The following is a 19,081-nucleotide window of genomic DNA, read 5'->3' as shown; positions in this document are numbered from 1 at the left end:
ACGGCCAACCGCGCGCACGCCTCGCAGGACGGCCCGAACATCCCGGCCGGGCCGCTGAGCGGTACGACCAGCGCGATGTCGAGCGTCGATCGAGAACCGCGAGAATTCCTGTCCGCCACGGAGATCACCCCCGGGCATTCTCGCACGAACCACCGCTCCCGGCGTTGGCTATAGTGCACGCGTGGACCACAGGACCGGCCCCACCGCCGTGGAGGAACTGGCACGACTGCTCCGCGGGGCCTCCCAGGCGTTGGACCGCGCGATCACCACCCATCTCGGGGAAGCCTCGATCGGCCGCTGGCACGTGCTGTGCGCCGTGGTCGGCGACGGCGAACGCGCACAAGGCCGTTCGATGTCGCAACTGGCCGAGGCGACGCTGCTCACCGGCGCGAGCCTGACCCGGCTCATCGACGCGATGATCGCCGAGAACCTGGTGCACCGCCGGGTCGACGACACCGACCGCCGTCGCGTCCTGGTCCTGCCCACCGCGCGCGGACTGCACACGCACCGGACGATGGCCGCGGCCGTGGACGTCAGCGGCTTGGACCGTCTCGCCACCGCCCGCCTGACCCGCACGCTCACCACCCTCAGCGGCGACTTGAACGCCCCGCGCCGCGCGCACGTCTGAGACCGAACTCTCAGCGCTTCGGCTCGTGCGAGACACTAGGTCGCCGCGAGCGCCGAGACCTAGCCGCGCCGCATCTCGGCGAACTGCTCCTCGGCGAAATCGACCGTGCGCTGGGCGTTGGCCAGCGCGGTGACCACGCAACTGCCGAACGCGCCCGCTCGGTCGAACAGCGTCGCGCTGCCCACCGAGATCCCCGCGGTGCTGAGGTGACCGTCGGCCTCCACGCCGATCGCCGTGCCCTGCACCGGCCTGCTCAGCGCGATGGTGACGTCGGCGTTGATGAATCCCACGCCCACCGAACTCCAGTTGGTCATCAGACTGGTCGACTCCCCGATCGTCGCGACGGCGGCGAACGGCGAGAGCGGTTGGCCGAGCACCGTGGCGACCGGGGTCTGCCAGCAGCGTTTGCGACTGCCGTTCTGGTGGTCGGCCAGTTCGGTGGTCCACCCGTCGGGGTGGGCGTCGCTGCCCCACAGCGGCTGACCGGGCGCGCCGAGCAGTTCGGCGGGCGGCGGGGCGGGTAGTCGGTCGCGGGTCCACAGGTCGCCCGGAGGTTGCTCGGAGGCGCGCAGGAACACCGCCGAGGCGCGGGCGACGACCGCGCCGTCCTGGACGAGTTCGGCGTCCGCGACCCGGATGCGGTTGCCGGTGCGCACCGCGTTCGTGCGGACGCTCACCGTGCGGCGCAGCGTGGGTCGGAACAGGTCGACGGTGAGTCGGGCGGGCACGAAATCGGCCGCGCCGTGCTCGGTCTCCAGGCAGCGGGCCAGCAGCGCGCACACGGCCGGGCCGTTGACCATTTCCCGTGACCAAGCGCTGGCGGCGTAGGCCAGCGGCTCGAAACCCGCCGCGGTCTGTTCGAAGAACGCCGGTGGCACGGCCATGTCGACTCCATTCCGGCTCGGGGCCGATGGTCGTGGAAAGGGCCGCCGCGCTCTCGCGCGGCGGCCCCGGACGGTAGTAACTCGATTATTACTTGATTATTACTTGCCGCTCGCGTCCTGGTGTTCGTCGGCCGCGCGCAGTTCGGTCTGCTCCTTGGCCCAGCGGTAGTCGGGCTTGCCCGCGGGCGAGCGTTTGATCTGCTCGACGAACCACAGGCTGCGCGGCAGTTTGTAGGCCGAGATCTCCTGGGTCAGCACGGGGCGCAGATCCGCCAGCGACGGACGCTGCTCGCCGCGGCACTGCACGACCGCGACCACCCGCTGTCCCCAGCGTTCGTCGGGTACGCCGACCACCAGGGCGTCGAAGATCTCCGGATGCGCCTTGAGCGCGCCCTCGACCTCCTCGGGGTAGATCTTCTCGCCGCCGCTGTTGATGCTGACCGAACCGCGACCGAGCATGGTCACCGCGCCGTCGGCCTCGACCCGCGCGTAGTCGCCGGGGATCGAGTACCTGACCCCGTTGAACACCTTGAAGGTGGCGGCGGTCTTGACTTCGTCGTTGTAGTAGCCGAGCGGGATGTGGCCCTTGCGCGCGAGCATGCCGATCTGGCCGGATCCGGGTTCGACGGGGTTGCCGTCCTCGTCCAGAACCTCGGTGGAGGCGTCGATCTTGACCCGCGGACCGCCGGTGTGGGTGGCCCCCTTGGTGACGATGGACAGGCCGCCGAAGCCGGTCTCCGAGGAGCCGATGGAGTCGGTGATCATCGTGCTCGGCAGCAGGTCGATGAATTCGTCCTTGAGCGTCGGGGAGAACAGCGCGGCGCTGCTGGCCATCGCCCACAGGGTCGCGTGCTGGTAGGGCGCTCCGGTTTCCGGGTTGCCCGCCTTGAGCGCGTCGAGCATCGGGCGCGCCATGGCGTCGCCGGTGATGAAGATCAGGTTCACGGTGTGGCGATCGATCGCCTGCCACACCTTGTGTCCGTCGAATTCGGGCAGCATGACGGTCTTTCCGCCGTCGAACAGGCCGTGGAAGACCGCCGACTGCGAGCCGCCGTGGATCAGCGGCGGGATGGGGTAGCGCACCATCTGCGGGTTGCCCGCGCCGACTTTGGCCTGCTGCCACTCGTCTTCGATGGCCTCGCCGGTGACGAAGTTGATGCCGCCGCCGAGTACGCGCCACCAGTCCTCTTGACGCCACATGACGCCCTTGGGCATGCCGGTGGTGCCGCCGGTGTAGATCATGAAGATGTCGTCGACGGAGCGATCGCCGAAGTCGCGCTCACCGGAGGCGGTGGCCAGGACGGTGTCGTAATCGACCGAATCCGCTGCGGTCTCGACGGTGCCGGCCGTATCGTCATCGATCACGACGACCGCCTTGAGTTTCGGACATTTCGGGCGCACCGCCGCGACCTTGTCGGTGTAGCGACGCTCGTGGATCAGTGCGGCCATATCCGAGTTCTCGAAGATGTACTGCAACTCGTTCTCGACGTAACGGAAGTTGACGTTCACCAGGACGGCCCGCGCCTTGAACACCGCGACCATGGTCTCGACGGCCTCGATGGTGTTCCGCGAGTACAAGCCGACCTTGTCTCCCGGTTTCACCCCTTGTTCTTGCAGGTGGTGGGCTATTTTATTGGCACGCTCCTCGAGTTGGGCGTACGTCACCGAACGGGCGTCGTCCACCAGAGCGACGCGATCGGGCATGAGGTCGATGGTGTGCTCGACGAGGTCGGCTATGTTGTAGCTCACAAGCTAAAAATAGAACGTGTTACTGTTCCTGACAAGGACTTGAAGTAGGAGAATCCCATGCCGCACTGCCTTGTCGAGAAGCGCGACCACGTTCTCATCGTCACCATGAATCGGCCCGAGGCCCGCAACGCCCTGGACGGCGAGATGCTGGGGATCATGCGCGACGCCTGGGATCAGGTCGACAGCGATCCCGACATCCGCGTCGCCATCCTCACCGGCGCGGGCGGCGCGTTCTGCTCCGGCGCCGACCTCAAAGCCATGACCACCTCGCACCCCGGCGACTCCTTCAAGGGCGGCGGCTGGGACCTCTCGCGCATCGACTCCCTGCTCAAGGGTCGTCGCCTGACCAAGCCGCTGATCGCGGCCGTCGAGGGCGCGGCCATCGCGGGCGGCACCGAGATCCTCCAGGCCACCGATATCCGGATCGCGGGCCAGAGCGCCAAATTCGGTGTCTCCGAGGCCAGGTGGGGCCTGTACCCGCTGGGCGGTTCGGCCGTGCGCCTGGTGCGCCAGATTCCCTACACCGTCGCCGCGGACATCCTGCTCACCGGACGCCACGTCACCGCCGCCGAGGCCAAGGAGATCGGCCTGATCGGCGAGATCGTCCCCGACGGCACCGCGCTGGACCGCGCCCTCGAGGTCGCCGCCGCCATCGCCGCCAACGGACCGCTGGCCGTGCGCGCGATCCTGCGCACGATCCGCGAGACCGAAGGACTGCACGAGAACGAGGCGTTCAAACTCGACGGCGAGATCGGGGCCGAGGTGTTCAAGTCCGCCGACGCCAAAGAAGGTCCGCGCGCCTTCGCCGAGAAGCGCAAGGCCAACTTCACGGGCGCCTGAAGCACAATTGGCCGGACTCGCGCCGGCCCGAGCTACGACGGCCGGATCAACGGCGGCCTGAGAACAACGACGCCGGCCTGAGATACGACCCGGCCCCCGGCACGCGCCGGGGGCCGGTCGCACGCTCAATTCTGTCCGGGATACGCCATCCAGAACGGCTCCCACTGGTGGCCGTCGGGGTCGATGAACGTCCGTCCGTGCATCCCCACCTGGATCTCCTGGGCGCGCTTGTCCGCGTCGACCTCCTCCACGGCCCCCGCCGCCACCGCGGCCTCGGTCAACGCGTCGACTTCCTCGGCGCTGGCCAGCGCCAACGCGTACACCGCGCCCAGCGTCTCGCGGGTCGGCGCGAGCGGGCGCGCGCCGAAGCTCGCGAAGAACTCATGGGTCAGCAGCATCAGGCAGATGTTGTCGTCGACGACCACGCAGGCGGCGTTCTCGTCGGTGAAATCCTGGTTCACCTTCCACCCCAGCGTCTCGTAGAAGCCCTTGGACCGGTTCAGGTCGCTGACGGGGAGGTTGAGGAAGATCATCCTGCTGCTCATGGGCGGGTCCTCTCGGGCGCTGCGTCCGGCGCGCGTCGGCGCGCGCGGTCTCACCAATGGGGACGGACCGGGGTCGCCGAACTCATCGGCCGGGGCCGGGGCCATGTCACCGGGGCCTGCCGCAGACCCGTCGCGAGGGCCGCCGCATACCCGAAGTCGATCATGATCGCGCAGGTAGGGGCCTTGATGCGCTGCGATCTGTCGGTGCCCTGTGGCAGGGTGACACCCATGACCGACACGTCCGGCCCGGCCACCCTCTCCGACGACGTTCTCGCGTCGTTCGAGGGCCACCGTCGGGAGCTGTGCGCCTACGCCTACCGCATGCTCGGCTCCTCCTTCGAAGCGGAGGACGCCGTCCAGGAGACTTTCACCCGCGCGTGGAAGTCCTACGACTCCTTCGAGGGCCGCGCGAGTCTACGGTCGTGGCTGTACAAGATCACCACCAACGTCTGCCTGGACATGCTCGACGGTCCACAGCGGCGGGCGCGGCCGATGGATCTCAACGGTCCCTCGCGCCCGGATTCGGCGCTGCCGCCGCCGCAGCCGGATTACGTGTGGATCGAACCGATCCCGAACGCGCTGGCCTTCGGCGCCGACCCGGCCGATCACGCCTCGACTCGCGACACCTTGCGGTTGGCCTTCGTCGCGGCGTGCCAGCACCTGCCCGCCACCCAGCGCGCGATCCTGATCATGCGCGAGGTGCTGCGGTTCTCGGCCAACGAGACGGCCGAGGCGCTGACGATGTCGCCCGCCTCGGTCAACAGCGCCCTGCAACGGGCGCGGGCCACCATGTCCAAGGTGCAGCCCAGCGCGGGTGACGACTACGACGAATCCGACGACGCCCAGCGCACACTGGTCGAGAACTTCGTCTCCGCCTTCGAGGCGTACGACATGGACGCGCTCACCGCGCTGCTCAAAGCCGATGTGGCGCTGTCGATGCCGCCGATCGAGCTCTGGGTGTCCGGCCCGGAGAACGTGGCGGCGTTCATGCTCGGCACCGGAAGCGCCTGCGCCGGTTCCAAACTCGTGCGGCTGGAAGGCGCCAACGGTCACGTCGCCTTCGGCCACTACAAGCCCTCGGACGAACCCGGCCGGTTTGTGCCCTGGTCGGTCACCGTGCTCGAACTCGAGGGGGAGACCATCGCGGGCCTGACCTTCTTCCTCGACACCGACAAGCTGTTCCCGCTGTTCGGCCTGCCGCCGGAACTGCGCGAACCGGTCTGAGCCGCGAAAGCGGACGCCCCGCCCTCCGATCCAGGAAGGGCGGGGCGTGCGCGGTCACTGGCCCGCGGGCACGTACCGGTCGCGCAGCTTGCGTTTGTAGAGCTTGCCGTTGGGGTCGCGCGGCAGTTCGGGCAGGTAGTCGATCGACTTGGGGATCTTGTACTTGGCCAGTTGGGTCGCGGCGAAGGCCAGCAGTTCGGCGGAGAGTTCCTCGTCGCCCGCGATGCCCTCGGCGGGCTGCACGACGGCCTTGACCTCCTGCCCCCAATCCGGGTGCGGGAGACCGAAGACCGCGACGTCGGCGACCTTCGGATGGGTGATGAGCACGCTCTCCACCTCGGCCGGGTAGATGTTCACCCCGCCGGACAGGATCAGATCCGAGCGCCGGTCGTGCAGGTAGAGGTAGCCGTCCTCGTCGAGGTGGCCGATGTCGCCGACGGTGAACAGGTCGCCGACGCGCGATTCCTCGGTCTTCTCCTTGGCGTGGTGGTACTCGAAGCTGGACGCGCCCATCTTCATGTAGACCAGGCCGGCCTCGCCCGCGGGCACCTCCGAGCCGTCGGTCTCGCTGAGCACCTTGATGACCGACCACGGCCAGGGCCTGCCGACCGAGCCCGGCTTGTTGAGCCAGTCCGTGCCGTTGATGACGGTGCCGCCGCCTTCGGTGGCCGCGTAGTACTCGGTGACCGTCGGGCCCCACCACTCGAGCATCTGCCGTTTGGTCTCCTGCGGGCAGGGCGCGGCGCCGTGCACCATGCTGCGCAACGAGGACACGTCGTACTTGGCGCGGACCTCGGCGGGCAGCGCGAGCAGTCGGTGGAACTGGGTGGGCACCATGTGGCTGTGGGTGACCCGGTGCCGGTCGATCAGGCGCAGCATGTCCTCGGCGTCCCACCGGTCCATCAGGACCAGCTTGTGGCCGAGTTGGATCGAGATGGTCGCGAAGTTGAGCACCGCCGTGTGGTAGAGCGGCGACCCGCAGATGTGCACGTGCTCGTCGTAGGGGGCGAGCTCGAACAAGCCGAAGAAGGCGGTGGTGTGCGGCGGGACGACGTCCGGGTCGGCGCCGGTGAGCGGGCGGCGGACGCCCTTGGGCCGTCCGGTGGTGCCCGAGGTGTAGAGCATCGGCGCGCCGGTGCTGCGGTTGTCGGGGCGACCGTCCCGGTCCGCGCCGAGGTCGGCGACGGGGCTGAACCCGTCGATCTCGCCGACGGCGAACCGGGCGCTCGCGGGCAGCGCGGCCTCGTCGGCGGCGGCGATGGCCGCGGCGGCGAAGCGGTCACCGGCGATGAACGCCTTGGCCCCGCTGTCCTGGAGGATGTAGGCGACCTCCGGGCCGGTCAGATGCCAGTTGACGGCGACGATGTAGAGCCCGGCCTGGTAGGCCGCGAAGTAGGCGGCGATCGCCTCGACGCTGTTGTGCACCATGCTGACCAGCACGTCTCCGGTCTCCAGACCGAGTGATCGGAGACCGGTGGCGTACCGGTCGGCCAGCGTGGCCAGTTCCCGGTACGTCACCTCCCGACCCGCGGGATCGACCATGGCGATCCGGCCGGGTTCGGCGTTCGCGATGTTCCACAGACCGAGAATTCTCACTGTCTCCTGCGTCGTCACACTCTCGAATCTAGAACGTGTTCTACCCGACGACAAGGGGGGCGAGCTTATCGAGTTGCTCGAGATCGGGCACCGACACCAGCATCATGGTCACCCCGGCCGCCTCCCAGACCTTCAGCTGTTCGCGCACATGCGCCTCGTCGCCGATGATCGCGGTGTCCAGGATCAGCTCGTCCGGCACCGCCGCGGCGGCCTCGGCCTTGCGGCCGGTGCGGAACAGTTCGCCGATCTCGTCCACCTCGCGGTCGTAGCCCATCCGCCGGTAGACCTGGGCGTGGAAATTCAGCTCCGGCGCGCCCATGCCGCCGATGTAGAGCGCCATCACCCAGCGCATCCGCTCGAGTTCGCTCGCCGGATCGTCGGTGATCACCACCTGGCAGCTCGCCGCGATCTCGAAGTCCTCGCGACTGCGGCGCGCGCCCGCGCGGGCGAACCCCTCATCGAGCCATTCGTTGTACATGTGCGCGAGCCTGGGCGCGTAGTAGATCGCCAGCCAGCCGTCGGCGATCTCCGCCGTGAGCGCGACGTTCTTCGGACCCTCCGCACCCAGCCAGATCGGCAGATCCGCACGTAGCGGGTGCACGATGGGCTTGAGCGGCTTGCCGAGGCCCAGCGCGCCCGGCCCGGTGTAGGGCAGCGGGTAGTGCGCTCCGGGGTTGGTCACCGGCGCCTCGCGGGCCAGCACCTGGCGGATGATGTCGACGTATTCGCGGGTCCGCTGCAACGGCTTGGCGAACGGCTGCCCGTACCAGCCCTCCACGACCTGCGGACCGGAGACGCCGAGACCGAGGATGGCCCGGCCGCCGCTGAGGTGGTCCAGGGTGAGCGCGTGCATGGCCGTCGCGGTGGGCGTGCGCGCCGACAACTGCACCACCGAGGTCCCCAGTCGGACGCGCTCGGTGCGCGAACCCCACCAGGACAGCGGGCCGAAGGCGTCCGACCCCCACGACTCCGCGGCGAAGACCGCGTCGAACCCGGCCGCCTCGGCCGCGACGACCACCTCGCCCGCGTTCTGGGGCGGCTGCGCCATCCAATATCCGAGCTGCAATCCGAACTTCACGACGGACCCCTTTCGCGCCTGTTGCTTGCCACCAGAATAAGAACCTGTTCTACTCGATATCGTGACTCAGGGGAATACCGCATCCGGCGTCATCGCGGATGAGAAAGGGTCGGAATTGAACACCAGCGGGCTCACGAGCGACGCGGGTACCGACACCGCGCCCGACGTACTCAGCGCACCCCTGCGGGTGCGCTTCGACTACACCCGGTCGGTCGGCCCGACCATCGGGAAATTTCTGACCGGATTGCGCGGGCAGCGGATCATCGGCGTACGCGGCTCCGACGGGCGGGTGCTGGTGCCGCCGTCGGAATACGATCCGGTCACCGCCGAACCGCTCACCGAATTCGTCGACGTGGCCGACGTGGGCACGGTCGAATCCTGGACCTGGGTGCGCGAACCGCAGTCCGGCCAGCCCTTCGACCGCCCCTTCGCGTGGGCGCTGATCCGCCTCGACGGCGCGGACACCGCACTGCTGCACGCCGTGGACGTCGCCGAACCGGGCGAGATCGCCAAGGGCATGCGCGTGCGCGCGCGCTGGACCGCGGAAGGCACCGGCTCCATCACCGACATCGCGTGCTTCGAGCCCGGTGAGACCTCCACCGCCGCACCGGTTCTCGACGACGACCGCGAGCCGGTCACCGTCATCACCACGCCGGTCGACCTGGACTACAAGCACACCGCCTCGCCGCAGGAGACCGTCTACCTGCGCGGACTGGCCGAGGGCAAACTCATCGGCGCGCGCAGCGGCCCCGGCGAGAAGGTCTACTTCCCCCCGCGCGGCGCGAACCCGACCAGCGGCATCCCCACCGACGACTACATCGAACTGTCGGATCATGGCACCGTCACCACCTTCTGCATCGTGAACGTGCCCTTCCTCGGGCAGCGCATCAAGCCGCCCTACGTCGCGGCCTACGTCCTGCTCGACGGCGCAGACATCCCGGTGCTGCACCTGGTCCTCGGCTGCGAGGCGAGCGAGGTGCGCATGGGCATGCGGGTCAAAGCGGTCTGGCGGCCGCGCGAGGAGTGGGGTTTCGGTCTGGAGAACGTGGACCACTTCGAGCCCTCCGGCGAACCCGACGCCGACTACGACACCTACAAGCACCACCTCTGAGAGGCGTGTTCCCATCATGACCGACCGTTCGGCCACCACCGACATCGCGGTCGTGGGTTTCGCCCACGCGCCGCACGTGCCGGAGACCTTCGGCACCACCAATGGCGTGGAGATGCTGGTGCCCATCTTCCAGCAGCTCTACGGCCGCCTCGGCATCACCAAGTCCGATATCGACTTCTGGTGCTCGGGCTCCTCGGACTTCCTCGCCGGGCGGGCCTTCTCGTTCATCTCCGCGGTCGACTCGATCGGCGCGGTCCCGCCCATCAACGAATCCCACGTCGAGATGGACGCGGCCTGGGCGCTGTACGAGGCGTTCGTGAAATTGAAGTCGGGACAAGCGGATACGGCGCTGGTCTACGGCTTCGGCAAGTCCTCGGCGGGCACGCTGCGCCGGGTGCTGACCAGGCAGCTCGACCCGTATCTGGTCGCCCCGCTGTGGCCGGACGCGCTGTCGATCGCGGGTTTGCAGGCTCGGGCCGGCCTGGATTCGGGCCGCTGGACCGAGCGCGACATGGCGGCCGTGGCCGCCGGGGCCGACGCCGATCTGGACGCGCTGCTCTCGACCCCGTACGTCGCCGATCCGCTGCGCGCCCACGATGTCGCGCCGGTCACCGACGGCGCGGCCGCGATCATCCTGGCGACGGGTGAGCGCGCCAAGGAACTGTGCGAGCGTCCGGCCTGGATCTCCGGGATGGCACACCGCGTGGACACCCCCGTGCTCGGCGCGCGCGACCTGACCGTCTCGCCGTCCACCGCGGCCGCGGCCCACGCCGTGACCGGCGGTGACACCACCGGATTCGATATCGCCGAACTGCACGCCCCGTTCAGCCATCAGCAGTTGATCCTCGCCGAGGCCATCGGGGTGAAGCCCGAGACGGCGATCAATCCCTCCGGCGGCGCGCTGGCGGGCAACCCCATGTTCGCGGCCGGCCTCGAGCGCATCGGCTTCGCGGCCGAGGCCATCATCGCGGGCTCCGCCGATCGCGCGCTGGCCCACGCCACCAGCGGCCCGGCGCTGCAACAGAATCTCGTGACCGTACTGGAGGCGACTCGATGAGTTTCCCGGCCGCGGTGCTCGGCACCGGTCAAACCCATCACGTGACGAAACGTACCGACGTGTCGATGGCCGGCCTGTGCCGCGAAGCCATCGATCGCGCCCTCGTCGACGCCGGCCTCACCATGGCCGATATCGACGCGGTCGTCGTCGGCAAGGCCCCCGATTTCTTCGAGGGCGTCATGATGCCGGAACTGTTCATGGCCGACGCGCTCGGCGCGACCGGCAAACCGCTGCTGCGCGTGCACACCGCGGGGTCGGTCGGCGGATCGACCGGAGTGGTCGCCGCCAACCTCGTCCAGGCGGGCGTGCACAAGAAGGTGCTCGCCGTCTCCTGGGAGAAGCAGTCCGAATCCAACGCCATGTGGGCGCTGTCGATCCCGGTGCCGTTCACCATGCCGGTCGGCGCGGGCGCGGGCGGATACTTCGCCCCGCACGTGCGCTCCTACATCCGCCGCTCCAACGCGCCCGGCCACATCGGCGCGATGGTCGCGGTCAAGGACCGCCGCAACGGCGCGAAGAACCCGTTCGCCCACCTCCAGCAGGCCGACATCACCCTGGAGAAGGTGCTCGCCTCGCAGATGCTGTGGGACCCGATCCGTTTCGACGAGACCTGCCCCTCCTCCGACGGCGCCTGCGCGGTCGTGATCGGCGACGAGGACGCGGCGAGCGCGGTCGAGGCCGAGGGCAAGAAGGTCGCCTGGATCCACGCGACCGCCATGCGCACCGAACCGACCACCTTCGCGGGCCGCGACCAGGTCAACCCGCAGGCCGGTCAGGACGCCGCCGCGGCGTTGTGGAAGGCCGCGGGCATCGAAGACCCGCTCGAGGAGATCGACGCCGCCGAGATCTACGTGCCGTTCTCCTGGTTCGAGCCGATGTGGCTGGAGAACCTCGGGTTCGCGGCCCCAGGCGACGGCTGGAAACTCACCGACAAGGGCGAGACCGAGATCGGCGGCCGTATTCCGGTCAACCCGTCCGGCGGCGTGCTCTCGTCCAACCCGATCGGAGCCTCGGGCATGATCCGCTTCGCCGAGGCCGCCAAGCAGGTCATGGGCCGGGCCGGTGACTACCAGGTCGAGAACGCGCGCAAGGCGCTCGGCCACGCCTACGGCGGCGGTTCGCAGTACTTCTCGATGTGGGTCGTCGGGTCGGAACGCCGATGAGCGCGGCCGAACATCCCGCCCGCGCGGCCGGCCTTGCCTCCCAGGCCGCCGTGCGGGCGCGCGACAAGAACGCGTGGCTGGCGCTGTTCGCCGCCGACGGCATCGTCGAAGATCCCATCGGCCCTTCGGGTTTCGACCCCGAGGGCAAGGGCCACCGCGGTCCCGAGGCGATCGCGGCGTTCTGGGACATGGCGATCGCCAAGACCGACGATATCGAATTCCTCTTCGGGGATTCCTTCGCCTGCGGCGACGAGGTGGCCTTCACCGGCACCATCCGCAGCACGCTGGGCGGACATCGGATCGACGCCGACGGGGTCTTCACCTATCGCGTGGACGCGGCGGGCAAGATCGCCGCGCTGCGCGCGTTCTGGGAGGTGGACCGCGCGATGGGCACGGCCGTGCGCGTCGACTGAACCTCCCGCTCGAACGGAAGCCCGCCGCCCTCCTCTCGGCCGCGGGCTTCTTTCGTGTCCGGGAGCTTCCGTGTCCCGAGAACGAAGAAGGCCCGGAACATTTTCGGTTCCGGGCCTTCACCGCTGGTCGGGCGTCAGTGCGCGGCGCCGGTCCGGTAGTCGACCGCGTACTCCTTGATGCCGTTGAGCCAGCCCGAACGCAGACGCCGCGGGTCACCGGCGGCGGTGATGTCGGGCAGGTGGTCGGCGATGGCGTTGAACACCAGGTCGATCTCCAGGCGGGCCAGGTTCGCGCCGATGCAGAAGTGCGCGCCCGTCCCGCCGAAGGCCAGGTGCGGATTGTCCTTGCGGGTGATGTCGAACTTCTCCGGGTTCTCGAAGACGTCCTCGTCGAAGTTGGCCGAGCGGTAGAGCATGACCACCCGGTCCCCCTTCTTGATCTGCACGCCGCCCAGTTCGGTGTCCTCGAGCGCGGTGCGCTGGAAGGAGGTGACCGGGGTGGCCCACCGGATGATCTCGTCGGCGGCGGTGGCCGGGCGCTCCTTCTTGAACAACTCCCACTGGTCGGGGTTCTCCATGAAGGCGTGCATGCCGTGGGTGATGGCGTTGCGGGTGGTCTCGTTGCCCGCGACCGCCAGCATGATCACGAAGAAGCCGAACTCCTCCTCGCTGAGCTGATCGCCGTCGATATCGGCTTCGATCAGCGTGGTGACCAGGTCGTTGGCCGGGTTGACCTTGCGGTCGGCGGCCATCTGGTAGGCGTAGCCGAGGATCTCCGCCGAGGCCGTCACCGGGTCGGCGTCGCTCTCCGGATCGTCGTACCCGGTCATGTCGTTGGACCAGGTGAAGACCTTCATCCGGTCCTCCTGCGGCACGCCGATCAGTTCGGCGATGGCCTGCAGGGGCAGCTCGCACGCGATCTGGGTGACGAAATCGCCGCCGCCCGATTCGGCCGCGGCCTTCACGATCGACTCGGCGCGCGCCGACAGTTCCTCGCGCAGGCCGTTGATGGCGCGCGGGGTGAAGCCACGCGAGATGATCTTGCGCAGCTTGGTGTGCTCGGGGGCGTCCTTGTTGAGCAGCACGAACCGCTGGAGTTCGATCTGCTCGCGGGTGATGTCGTCGTTGAAGCGCGGGATGGCGGTGTTCTCGTAGGAGGAGAACACATCGCTGCGCCGCGAGACCTCCTTGACCTCGGCGTGCCTGCTCACCACCCAGAAGCCCTCGTCGGCGAAGCCACCCGTCGTCGTCGACTGCGGGTTCCACCAGACCGGCGCGGTGCGCCGCAGTTCGGCGTACTCCTCGACCGGCACCCGCTCGACGTAGATGGCGGGGTCGGTGACGTCGAACCCTTCGGGCAGATTCGGTGCCCCGCCGACAGCCGTCGCGGGTGTGGCGTTCCCAGTGTCAACCACCAGATGTCTCCTTCGACAAACTGAAACACGTTCTATAATCATTGCAGCACAGGCGGAGGGACTAGTAAAGAAGCCCAGCACAGTCGCCTGGTACGCGTTCCAGTTTCTCAGGTTTTTCTATGGAAGGTTCGATATGGGCACACCCGTGATCGTCGAAGCCGCGCGCACTCCGATCGGCAAGCGCGGCGGCTGGCTGGCCGGTCTGCACGCCGCCGAACTGCTCGGCCTGGCCCAGCGCGGACTGCTCGAGAAGGCACACCTGGACCCCGCCCTGGTCGAACAGGTCATCGGCGGATGCGTCACCCAGGCGGGCGAGCAGTCCAACAACGTCACCCGGGTCGCCTGGCTGCACTCCGGGCTGCCGTGGCAGGTCGGCGCGACCACCATCGACACCCAGTGCGGGTCCGCGCAGCAGGCCAACCACCTCATCGCGGGTCTCATCGCCACCGACGCCATCGAGATCGGCGTCGCCTGCGGCGTCGAGGCCATGAGCCGCGTCCCGCTCGGCGCCAACGTCGGCGAGAACGCCGGACCGCGCAGGCCCGCCTCGTGGAACATCGACCTGCCCAACCAGTTCGAGGCCGCCGAGCGCATCGCCAAGCGGCGCGGCATCACCCGCGAGGACGTCGACGCCTTCGGCGCGCGCTCCCAGCGCCTGGCCGCCCAGGCGTGGGCCGAAGGACGCTTCGACCGCGAGGTGCTCGCCGTCACCGCACCCGCCGTCGACAAAGAAGGCACCCTCACCGGCGAGAAACTCGACGTCAACCGGGACCAGGGCCTGCGCGAGACCACCGCCGAGGGACTGGCCAAACTCAAGCCCGTCCTCGAGGGCGGCGTCCACACCGCGGGCACCTCCTCACAGATCTCCGACGGCGCGGCCGCGGTTCTACTCATGGACGAAAACGCCGCGCGGCGACAGGGATTGCGTCCGCGGGCGCGCATCGTCACCCAGGCGGTCGTGGGCTCGGAGCCGGAATTCCACCTCGACGGTCCGGTGCAGGCGTGCACCCGCCTGTTGGAGCGGTCCGGCATGAAGATCTCGGACCTGGACCTGTTCGAGATCAACGAGGCGTTCGCCTCCGTCGCGCTGTCCTGGGCCCAGGTCCACGGGCCGGATATGGACAAGGTGAACGTCAACGGCGGGGCCATCGCACTGGGCCACCCCGTCGGGTCGACCGGATCGCGTCTGATCACAACGGCTTTGCACGAGCTGGAGCGAACCGGCGGAGCTACCGCGATGGTTCTCATGTGCGCCGGTGGCGCACTCGCGACAGGAACAATCATCGAGAGGTTGTAGCATCGAACCAATTCCCTACCGATAGTTGAACATTCATCCTAAAGGCCCCGAAACGTGTCGTACGCCACATAACGACCGGCAGGGGGTGCTCGATGAGATGTCAGCTATCTTGCCGCTATCATCATTGCGTCGACGAAGACCGTCGCGACGGGCTAGAACCGGGCCGTACCACCCCCGAACCAGAGGGGTTGGGGTAACCCGCAAACGCACCCGTCGCGGCGTCTCCGCCGGGCAGGCAGCTGTCGGTCTCGAGGAAATCCGGAATCAGGCGTAGGTTTTCAGTTACTGAGCCGCTAATATCAATGATACGTATCCGAGATAACGACTGTTAGTACAGCGAAGGGAATTGGGCGGCTCACAATGGCTGATTTCGCGGCGCGGCTGAACAAGCTGTTCGAAACCGTGCATCCCCCGGGGCGCAAGCCGCACACCAACGCGGAGGTTGCGGCAGCGCTGACAGCCTCCGGACATCCGATCTCGAAACCGTATCTCTCGCAGTTGCGGTCGGGACAACGGACGAACCCGTCGGACGAAACGGTGGCGGCACTGGCCAAGTTCTTCAAGGTCAAGCCGGACTACTTCTTCAACGACATCTATGCCGCCAAGATCGATCACGATCTGGAACTGCTGTCCCAGCTCCAGGGCTACGGACTGCGGCGGTTGTCGAGCAGGGCGTTCGACCTGTCCGAGGAATCACAGAACCTCCTCACCTCGATGGCGGAGAAACTTCGGGCGAGCGAGGGCCTGCCCGAGATCCCGCCGGACGGCACCGAATAGGCGGACCACCACCGATCCACGGCCGACGAGCACAGCCACACGGGCTCTGACGTCGCGGTTCGACGGTGGTTCGGAAGAGGTTCACGGGGCGTATCCGACACTCGCCCGCGGTCGACAGACCGGGGTCGAGATGTCGAGTACCACACGGAATGCGGGTCCGGCCATCGGCCGGGCCCGCATTGCGCATCGGTCGGCAGGGCGGTGGGTGCCGCCTCCCGACACGCGGTCTGCTTGTCGTGCAATCGAATTCGACAGCACCCACTCTACCGTCGCCACACACGGCACCCGCCGCATTTCGCAAGCCCCCGAGTGTCGGGGCTGGGCATCGAGTGATGCCGTCACCCGAGGTATCGGAAGATCGATATTGCGCGGCAATGCGAGACGAATGTCGTGACCGTCAATCCCGCGCGCGGCAGAATGCGTTCGCACTGCGCCGAACACATTCGCAGGAGTTGTCCACACTCGAAAGTATGCGGTACCACCTGTTGTATACAAGCCGTCTGCACGCTCGAATGAGATTGCATTCGAGGGTCTCCGCGCTAACGCGCCGCTGATTTCTCGGCCGACACACCGGTACGAAACGCCCGCGCGATCGCGCCGACCCAGCCGCGCGTGCCCACCCCGTCCGGCGGCGCGACCCACCGCGCGTCGATCACGATGTCACCCAGCGGGTTCCGAACCCACTGCGCGACCAGCGCCGCACGCTCGCGCACCGCGACCGGCGGAACACCCACCGCCACCGACTCCACCCCGCTGCCGGACTGCATGTACAGCGCGTCCATGATCTGCGCGACCCGGTCCGAAGCCGTCAACAACGTCGAGGTCCCCGGCTGACCGTGCGCGGCGACCTCCGGAAAACGCTCCACCAACACCCGATGCAGCGGACCCACCCGGCGCATCAACAGTCGCGCGCGCACCCACAACTCCACCACGATCCACACCGCACCCGCCGCCACCAGCCCCGAAGCCACCACCCAACCGGGAGTCAGCGCCCCGAATCCGGGCCCTGGCGACGAGCGGCGGATCTCCCACACCGACAAGACCCCGACCAGCGCCGTCCCCGCCGTATACACCGCGATCCCGCGGCCCAACGCCGTCCAATCCAGGCTGCGCGCACCCGTGGTCACGATGAATACGCAAGCGAGAGCCGTCACCGCGCGACCGACATCGAAGGACCACACCACCGTCGCCGCCATCGCCGACGCGCCGCCCGCGTACCCGAACAACGCGATCCGATGCAGGTTGACCCGCGACACCACCGGCCACGCCGCCGCCGCGACCACCGAAGTGGCCGTCGCGAACAACAACCACGCCGCCGTCACCAGCCCCTCCGACAACGCACCCGACCGCACACCATCCGGCCACGCCGCATCCACCGCCACCGCGACCTCGGCAATCGACAACGTCGCCGCGGCCGCCACCGCCGACACCGCCACCACGATCGCGACCCGCGCCGTCGTCGCCGGCTTCACCAACACCCGACCCACCCGCGCGCCCGCCGCGATCCACACCAGCATGGCCGTCGCCCACAGAGTCATCCCAGCGCCTCGTCGAATCGAAGGACCGAGACGCCGGCGCCCCGGTTGTCGAGCACCCGCAACCGCGTCATCAGCATCGCCGCGAACGTCTCGGCCTCCCACTCGGCCAGTTCGTCCGCGCCGTCGGCCACGGCACGCTCGTGCGAACGCAGACTCAACATGTAGGCGATCAGATCGTCGGAAGCCTCCAACGTCACCTCCGCCGCAGGCGCGCCCTCGTGATCGAAGACGATATGCCCGAGTTCGTGAGCCAACGTGTGCTCACGACTCGGCAGCGCCGCCGCCAACACGATCACATCCCGATCGGGATAGAACCGTCGCTGCCCGCACACCCCCGGACCCAACTGCGCACTGGCGATCTCGATCTCCCGCCGCCGCTCCGCCGCGATCGAGGCCACCACCTCGTCCAACGTCGCGGCATCCGAATCCGCCGCGACCGCGCACACCGCGTCCACCGCCGCCGCCACCCGACGATAGGAGCGCAACGTCCGACGCGTCCGACTACCGGTCATCGATCCACCTCACGCCCTCGGTCCGAAGAACTCCGCCCGCGCCGCGTCCACCCGCGCCCGCGCGGCCGCCGCCTCCCGAAAACTCAACGCACCCGACACTCCCCCGGCGATCGCCAACGCCACCAGCCCACCGATCACCGACAGCAGATCCGGCGCGGGAAGTCCTTCGTCCACCGCCGTCGACCGAACCTCCGCATCGCCCCCTCCCCCACCCACCGACGCCGCCGAGTCCCGAGCGCTCTGCCCCGGCTCCGCCGCCCCGTCCACCGTCGAGCCGGAATGTCCGGAATCCTGCCCCGGCCCCGATACACCGGGCACCGATTCCGACCCCTCCGGACCTGCGGAACCAGGCTGCGCGGGAGATGGTTGCGCCGGATCGGCTTGTGTCGAACCGGGCTGAGCCGGTCCGAGTTGAGTTGGATCCGGCTGCCCGAGACCAGGTTGCGCCGAATTCGGCTGCGCGGGGCCGGGCTGCCCAGGGTCAGCCTGGTTCGGATCGGGCTGCTCCGGACCAGGTTGCGCCGGATTCAGCTGCGTTGCGCCGGGCTGCCCCGGACTCGGCTGCGCCGTACCGGGTTGCGCCGGACCAAGCTGCGGCGGATACGGCTGTGCTGGGCCGGGCTGCCTCGGGTCCGGTTGGGCCGGACCAGGTTGCGTGGAACCAGGCTGGGCCGGACTCGGCTGAGTTGGGCTCGGCTGGGTTGGGCTCGGCTGACCGGAACCAGGTTGCGCTGAGTCGGGCGGCACGGGACCAGGCCGCACCGGGCCGACCTGCACCGAACCAGACAGGACCACACCAGACTGGGCCGGGCCGGGCGGGGTGGGTGTTTCGCCGCTGCCGATGTCGGGGCCCGCGGCGGCGGTGACCGGGGTCAGCAGCGCAATACCGGCAACCGCGCAGGCCCACGCCGCGGCTCGGATCGTGCGACCAATGGCCATGCGCCGGCCTTCCCCTCATCCCGTCGAGCGCAATTCTGTTCCCCGGTCGCAACACCCTCCGGGATTTCCTGCGGACAGGCGTCATAGTAGCTGCCTCTTACCGACCGTGCATACGAGATGGCCAGCTGAAGAAGGCCGTAACCCACACGACGACAACGGCCCCCGTGGCGAGGACATCGTTGTCCGCGCCGACGGGGGCCGCCGCCACCGGAGCCGTCAGGCCCCGTAGACAGGTTCCGGCGTCACGCCTTTGGCGAGCAGTTCGGTGACGACCGGTCCGAGTTCGGCCGGATTCCAGCGCGCGCCGCGATCCAC

Annotated in this window: 19 protein-coding genes and 1 pseudogene; 10 read left to right on the top strand and 10 right to left on the bottom strand. The window is 68.6% G+C overall.

Annotated elements, in window-relative coordinates; all coding sequences use genetic code 11:
* Positions 1 to 181: 181 nt before the first annotated feature.
* Positions 182 to 628, top strand: coding sequence for a MarR family transcriptional regulator (locus tag ON30_RS02785; protein WP_040703942.1), 447 nt, complete (start codon positions 182 to 184; stop codon positions 626 to 628).
* A 59-nt stretch (positions 629 to 687) separates the two neighbouring features.
* Here ON30_RS02785 and ON30_RS02780 read toward each other — a convergent pair whose 3' ends face one another.
* Positions 688 to 1,512, bottom strand: a complete 825-nt coding sequence (locus tag ON30_RS02780; protein WP_051028870.1) for an acyl-CoA thioesterase domain-containing protein — start codon at positions 1,510 to 1,512, stop codon at positions 688 to 690.
* Between the two features lie 99 nt (positions 1,513 to 1,611).
* Entirely contained in the window at positions 1,612 to 3,261 is a 1,650-nt protein-coding gene (locus ON30_RS02775; protein WP_040703941.1) for an acyl-CoA synthetase, read from the bottom strand.
* Positions 3,262 to 3,318: 57 nt separating this feature from the next.
* On the opposite strand from ON30_RS02775, the gene ON30_RS02770 reads away from it, so the two are divergent.
* Positions 3,319 to 4,101 (top strand): crotonase/enoyl-CoA hydratase family protein, encoded by a 783-nt coding sequence (locus tag ON30_RS02770; RefSeq protein ID WP_040703939.1) that lies wholly within the window; start codon positions 3,319 to 3,321, stop codon positions 4,099 to 4,101.
* A 125-nt stretch (positions 4,102 to 4,226) separates the two neighbouring features.
* Here ON30_RS02770 and ON30_RS02765 read toward each other — a convergent pair whose 3' ends face one another.
* A complete protein-coding gene (locus ON30_RS02765; protein WP_040703938.1) occupies positions 4,227 to 4,646 on the bottom strand; it encodes a VOC family protein in 420 nt (139 codons plus the stop codon).
* 228 nt (positions 4,647 to 4,874) lie between these two features.
* Here ON30_RS02765 and ON30_RS02755 point away from each other — a divergent pair, with 228 nt between their 5' ends.
* Positions 4,875 to 5,870, top strand: a complete 996-nt coding sequence (locus tag ON30_RS02755; protein ID WP_040703936.1) for a sigma-70 family RNA polymerase sigma factor — start codon at positions 4,875 to 4,877, stop codon at positions 5,868 to 5,870.
* Positions 5,871 to 5,924: 54 nt separating this feature from the next.
* Here ON30_RS02755 and ON30_RS02750 read toward each other — a convergent pair whose 3' ends face one another.
* Positions 5,925 to 7,466 (bottom strand): acyl-CoA synthetase, encoded by a 1,542-nt coding sequence (locus ON30_RS02750; RefSeq protein WP_169334865.1) that lies wholly within the window; start codon positions 7,464 to 7,466, stop codon positions 5,925 to 5,927.
* A gap of 40 nt (positions 7,467 to 7,506) precedes the next feature.
* Entirely contained in the window at positions 7,507 to 8,544 is a 1,038-nt protein-coding gene (locus ON30_RS02745) for an LLM class F420-dependent oxidoreductase (protein ID WP_040703933.1), read from the bottom strand.
* A 115-nt stretch (positions 8,545 to 8,659) separates the two neighbouring features.
* Between ON30_RS02745 and ON30_RS02740 the strand changes: the two genes are divergently transcribed.
* Genes ON30_RS02740 through ON30_RS02725 form a run of 4 tightly spaced genes read left to right on the top strand, consistent with a single transcriptional unit; the run spans position 8,660 to position 12,288 of the window.
* Entirely contained in the window at positions 8,660 to 9,655 is a 996-nt protein-coding gene (locus tag ON30_RS02740) for a Zn-ribbon domain-containing OB-fold protein (protein WP_051028871.1), read from the top strand.
* A gap of 16 nt (positions 9,656 to 9,671) precedes the next feature.
* Positions 9,672 to 10,712, top strand: a complete 1,041-nt coding sequence (locus ON30_RS02735; RefSeq protein WP_040703931.1) for a thiolase family protein — start codon at positions 9,672 to 9,674, stop codon at positions 10,710 to 10,712.
* Complete coding sequence (locus ON30_RS02730) at positions 10,709 to 11,875, top strand: thiolase family protein (RefSeq protein WP_040703928.1); 1,167 nt, start codon at positions 10,709 to 10,711, stop codon at positions 11,873 to 11,875. The genes ON30_RS02735 and ON30_RS02730 overlap by 4 nt, the downstream gene beginning before the upstream one ends.
* A complete protein-coding gene (locus ON30_RS02725) occupies positions 11,872 to 12,288 on the top strand; it encodes a nuclear transport factor 2 family protein (protein ID WP_040703927.1) in 417 nt (138 codons plus the stop codon). Before ON30_RS02730 ends, ON30_RS02725 begins: the two co-directional genes overlap by 4 nt.
* A 134-nt stretch (positions 12,289 to 12,422) precedes the next feature.
* On the opposite strand, the gene ON30_RS02720 is transcribed toward ON30_RS02725, so the two are convergent.
* Positions 12,423 to 13,703: a cytochrome P450 gene (locus tag ON30_RS02720; RefSeq protein ID WP_051028869.1), complete on the bottom strand. Its 1,281-nt coding sequence runs from the start codon at positions 13,701 to 13,703 to the stop codon at positions 12,423 to 12,425.
* A gap of 133 nt (positions 13,704 to 13,836) precedes the next feature.
* Between ON30_RS02720 and ON30_RS02715 the strand changes: the two genes are divergently transcribed.
* Together ON30_RS02715 and ON30_RS02710 are read left to right on the top strand one after the other, a co-directional pair.
* Positions 13,837 to 15,000: a steroid 3-ketoacyl-CoA thiolase gene (locus ON30_RS02715; protein ID WP_040703925.1), complete on the top strand. Its 1,164-nt coding sequence runs from the start codon at positions 13,837 to 13,839 to the stop codon at positions 14,998 to 15,000.
* Positions 15,001 to 15,360: 360 nt separating this feature from the next.
* On the top strand, positions 15,361 to 15,777 hold the full coding sequence (locus ON30_RS02710) for a helix-turn-helix domain-containing protein (protein ID WP_011207048.1): 417 nt from the start codon (positions 15,361 to 15,363) through the stop codon (positions 15,775 to 15,777).
* 539 nt (positions 15,778 to 16,316) lie between these two features.
* Here ON30_RS02710 and ON30_RS02705 read toward each other — a convergent pair.
* Genes ON30_RS02705 through ON30_RS38745 form a run of 3 tightly spaced genes read right to left on the bottom strand, consistent with a single transcriptional unit; the run spans position 16,317 to position 18,001 of the window.
* Positions 16,317 to 17,315, bottom strand: a complete 999-nt coding sequence (locus ON30_RS02705; RefSeq protein ID WP_040703923.1) for a hypothetical protein — start codon at positions 17,313 to 17,315, stop codon at positions 16,317 to 16,319.
* The gene (locus ON30_RS02700) at positions 17,312 to 17,827 is read right to left on the bottom strand and encodes a M78 family metallopeptidase domain-containing protein (RefSeq protein WP_040703922.1); all 516 of its coding nucleotides are present in this window, start codon (positions 17,825 to 17,827) and stop codon (positions 17,312 to 17,314) included. Before ON30_RS02700 ends, ON30_RS02705 begins: the two co-directional genes overlap by 4 nt.
* A 9-nt stretch (positions 17,828 to 17,836) precedes the next feature.
* Positions 17,837 to 18,001 (bottom strand): hypothetical protein, encoded by a 165-nt coding sequence (locus tag ON30_RS38745; RefSeq protein WP_157183584.1) that lies wholly within the window; start codon positions 17,999 to 18,001, stop codon positions 17,837 to 17,839.
* A 105-nt stretch (positions 18,002 to 18,106) separates the two neighbouring features.
* Here ON30_RS38745 and ON30_RS42610 point away from each other — a divergent pair, with 105 nt between their 5' ends.
* Entirely contained in the window at positions 18,107 to 18,562 is a 456-nt protein-coding gene (locus ON30_RS42610) for a pentapeptide repeat-containing protein (protein WP_501040358.1), read from the top strand.
* 420 nt (positions 18,563 to 18,982) lie between these two features.
* Here ON30_RS42610 and ON30_RS38740 read toward each other — a convergent pair.
* Positions 18,983 to 19,081: pseudogene (locus ON30_RS38740) on the bottom strand (short-chain dehydrogenase); the annotation flags it as partial.

Source organism: Nocardia takedensis NBRC 100417 (assembly GCF_000308695.1).
Taxonomy (GTDB): domain Bacteria; phylum Actinomycetota; class Actinomycetes; order Mycobacteriales; family Mycobacteriaceae; genus Nocardia; species Nocardia takedensis.
This window is presented reverse-complemented; position numbering and strand designations above follow the sequence as displayed.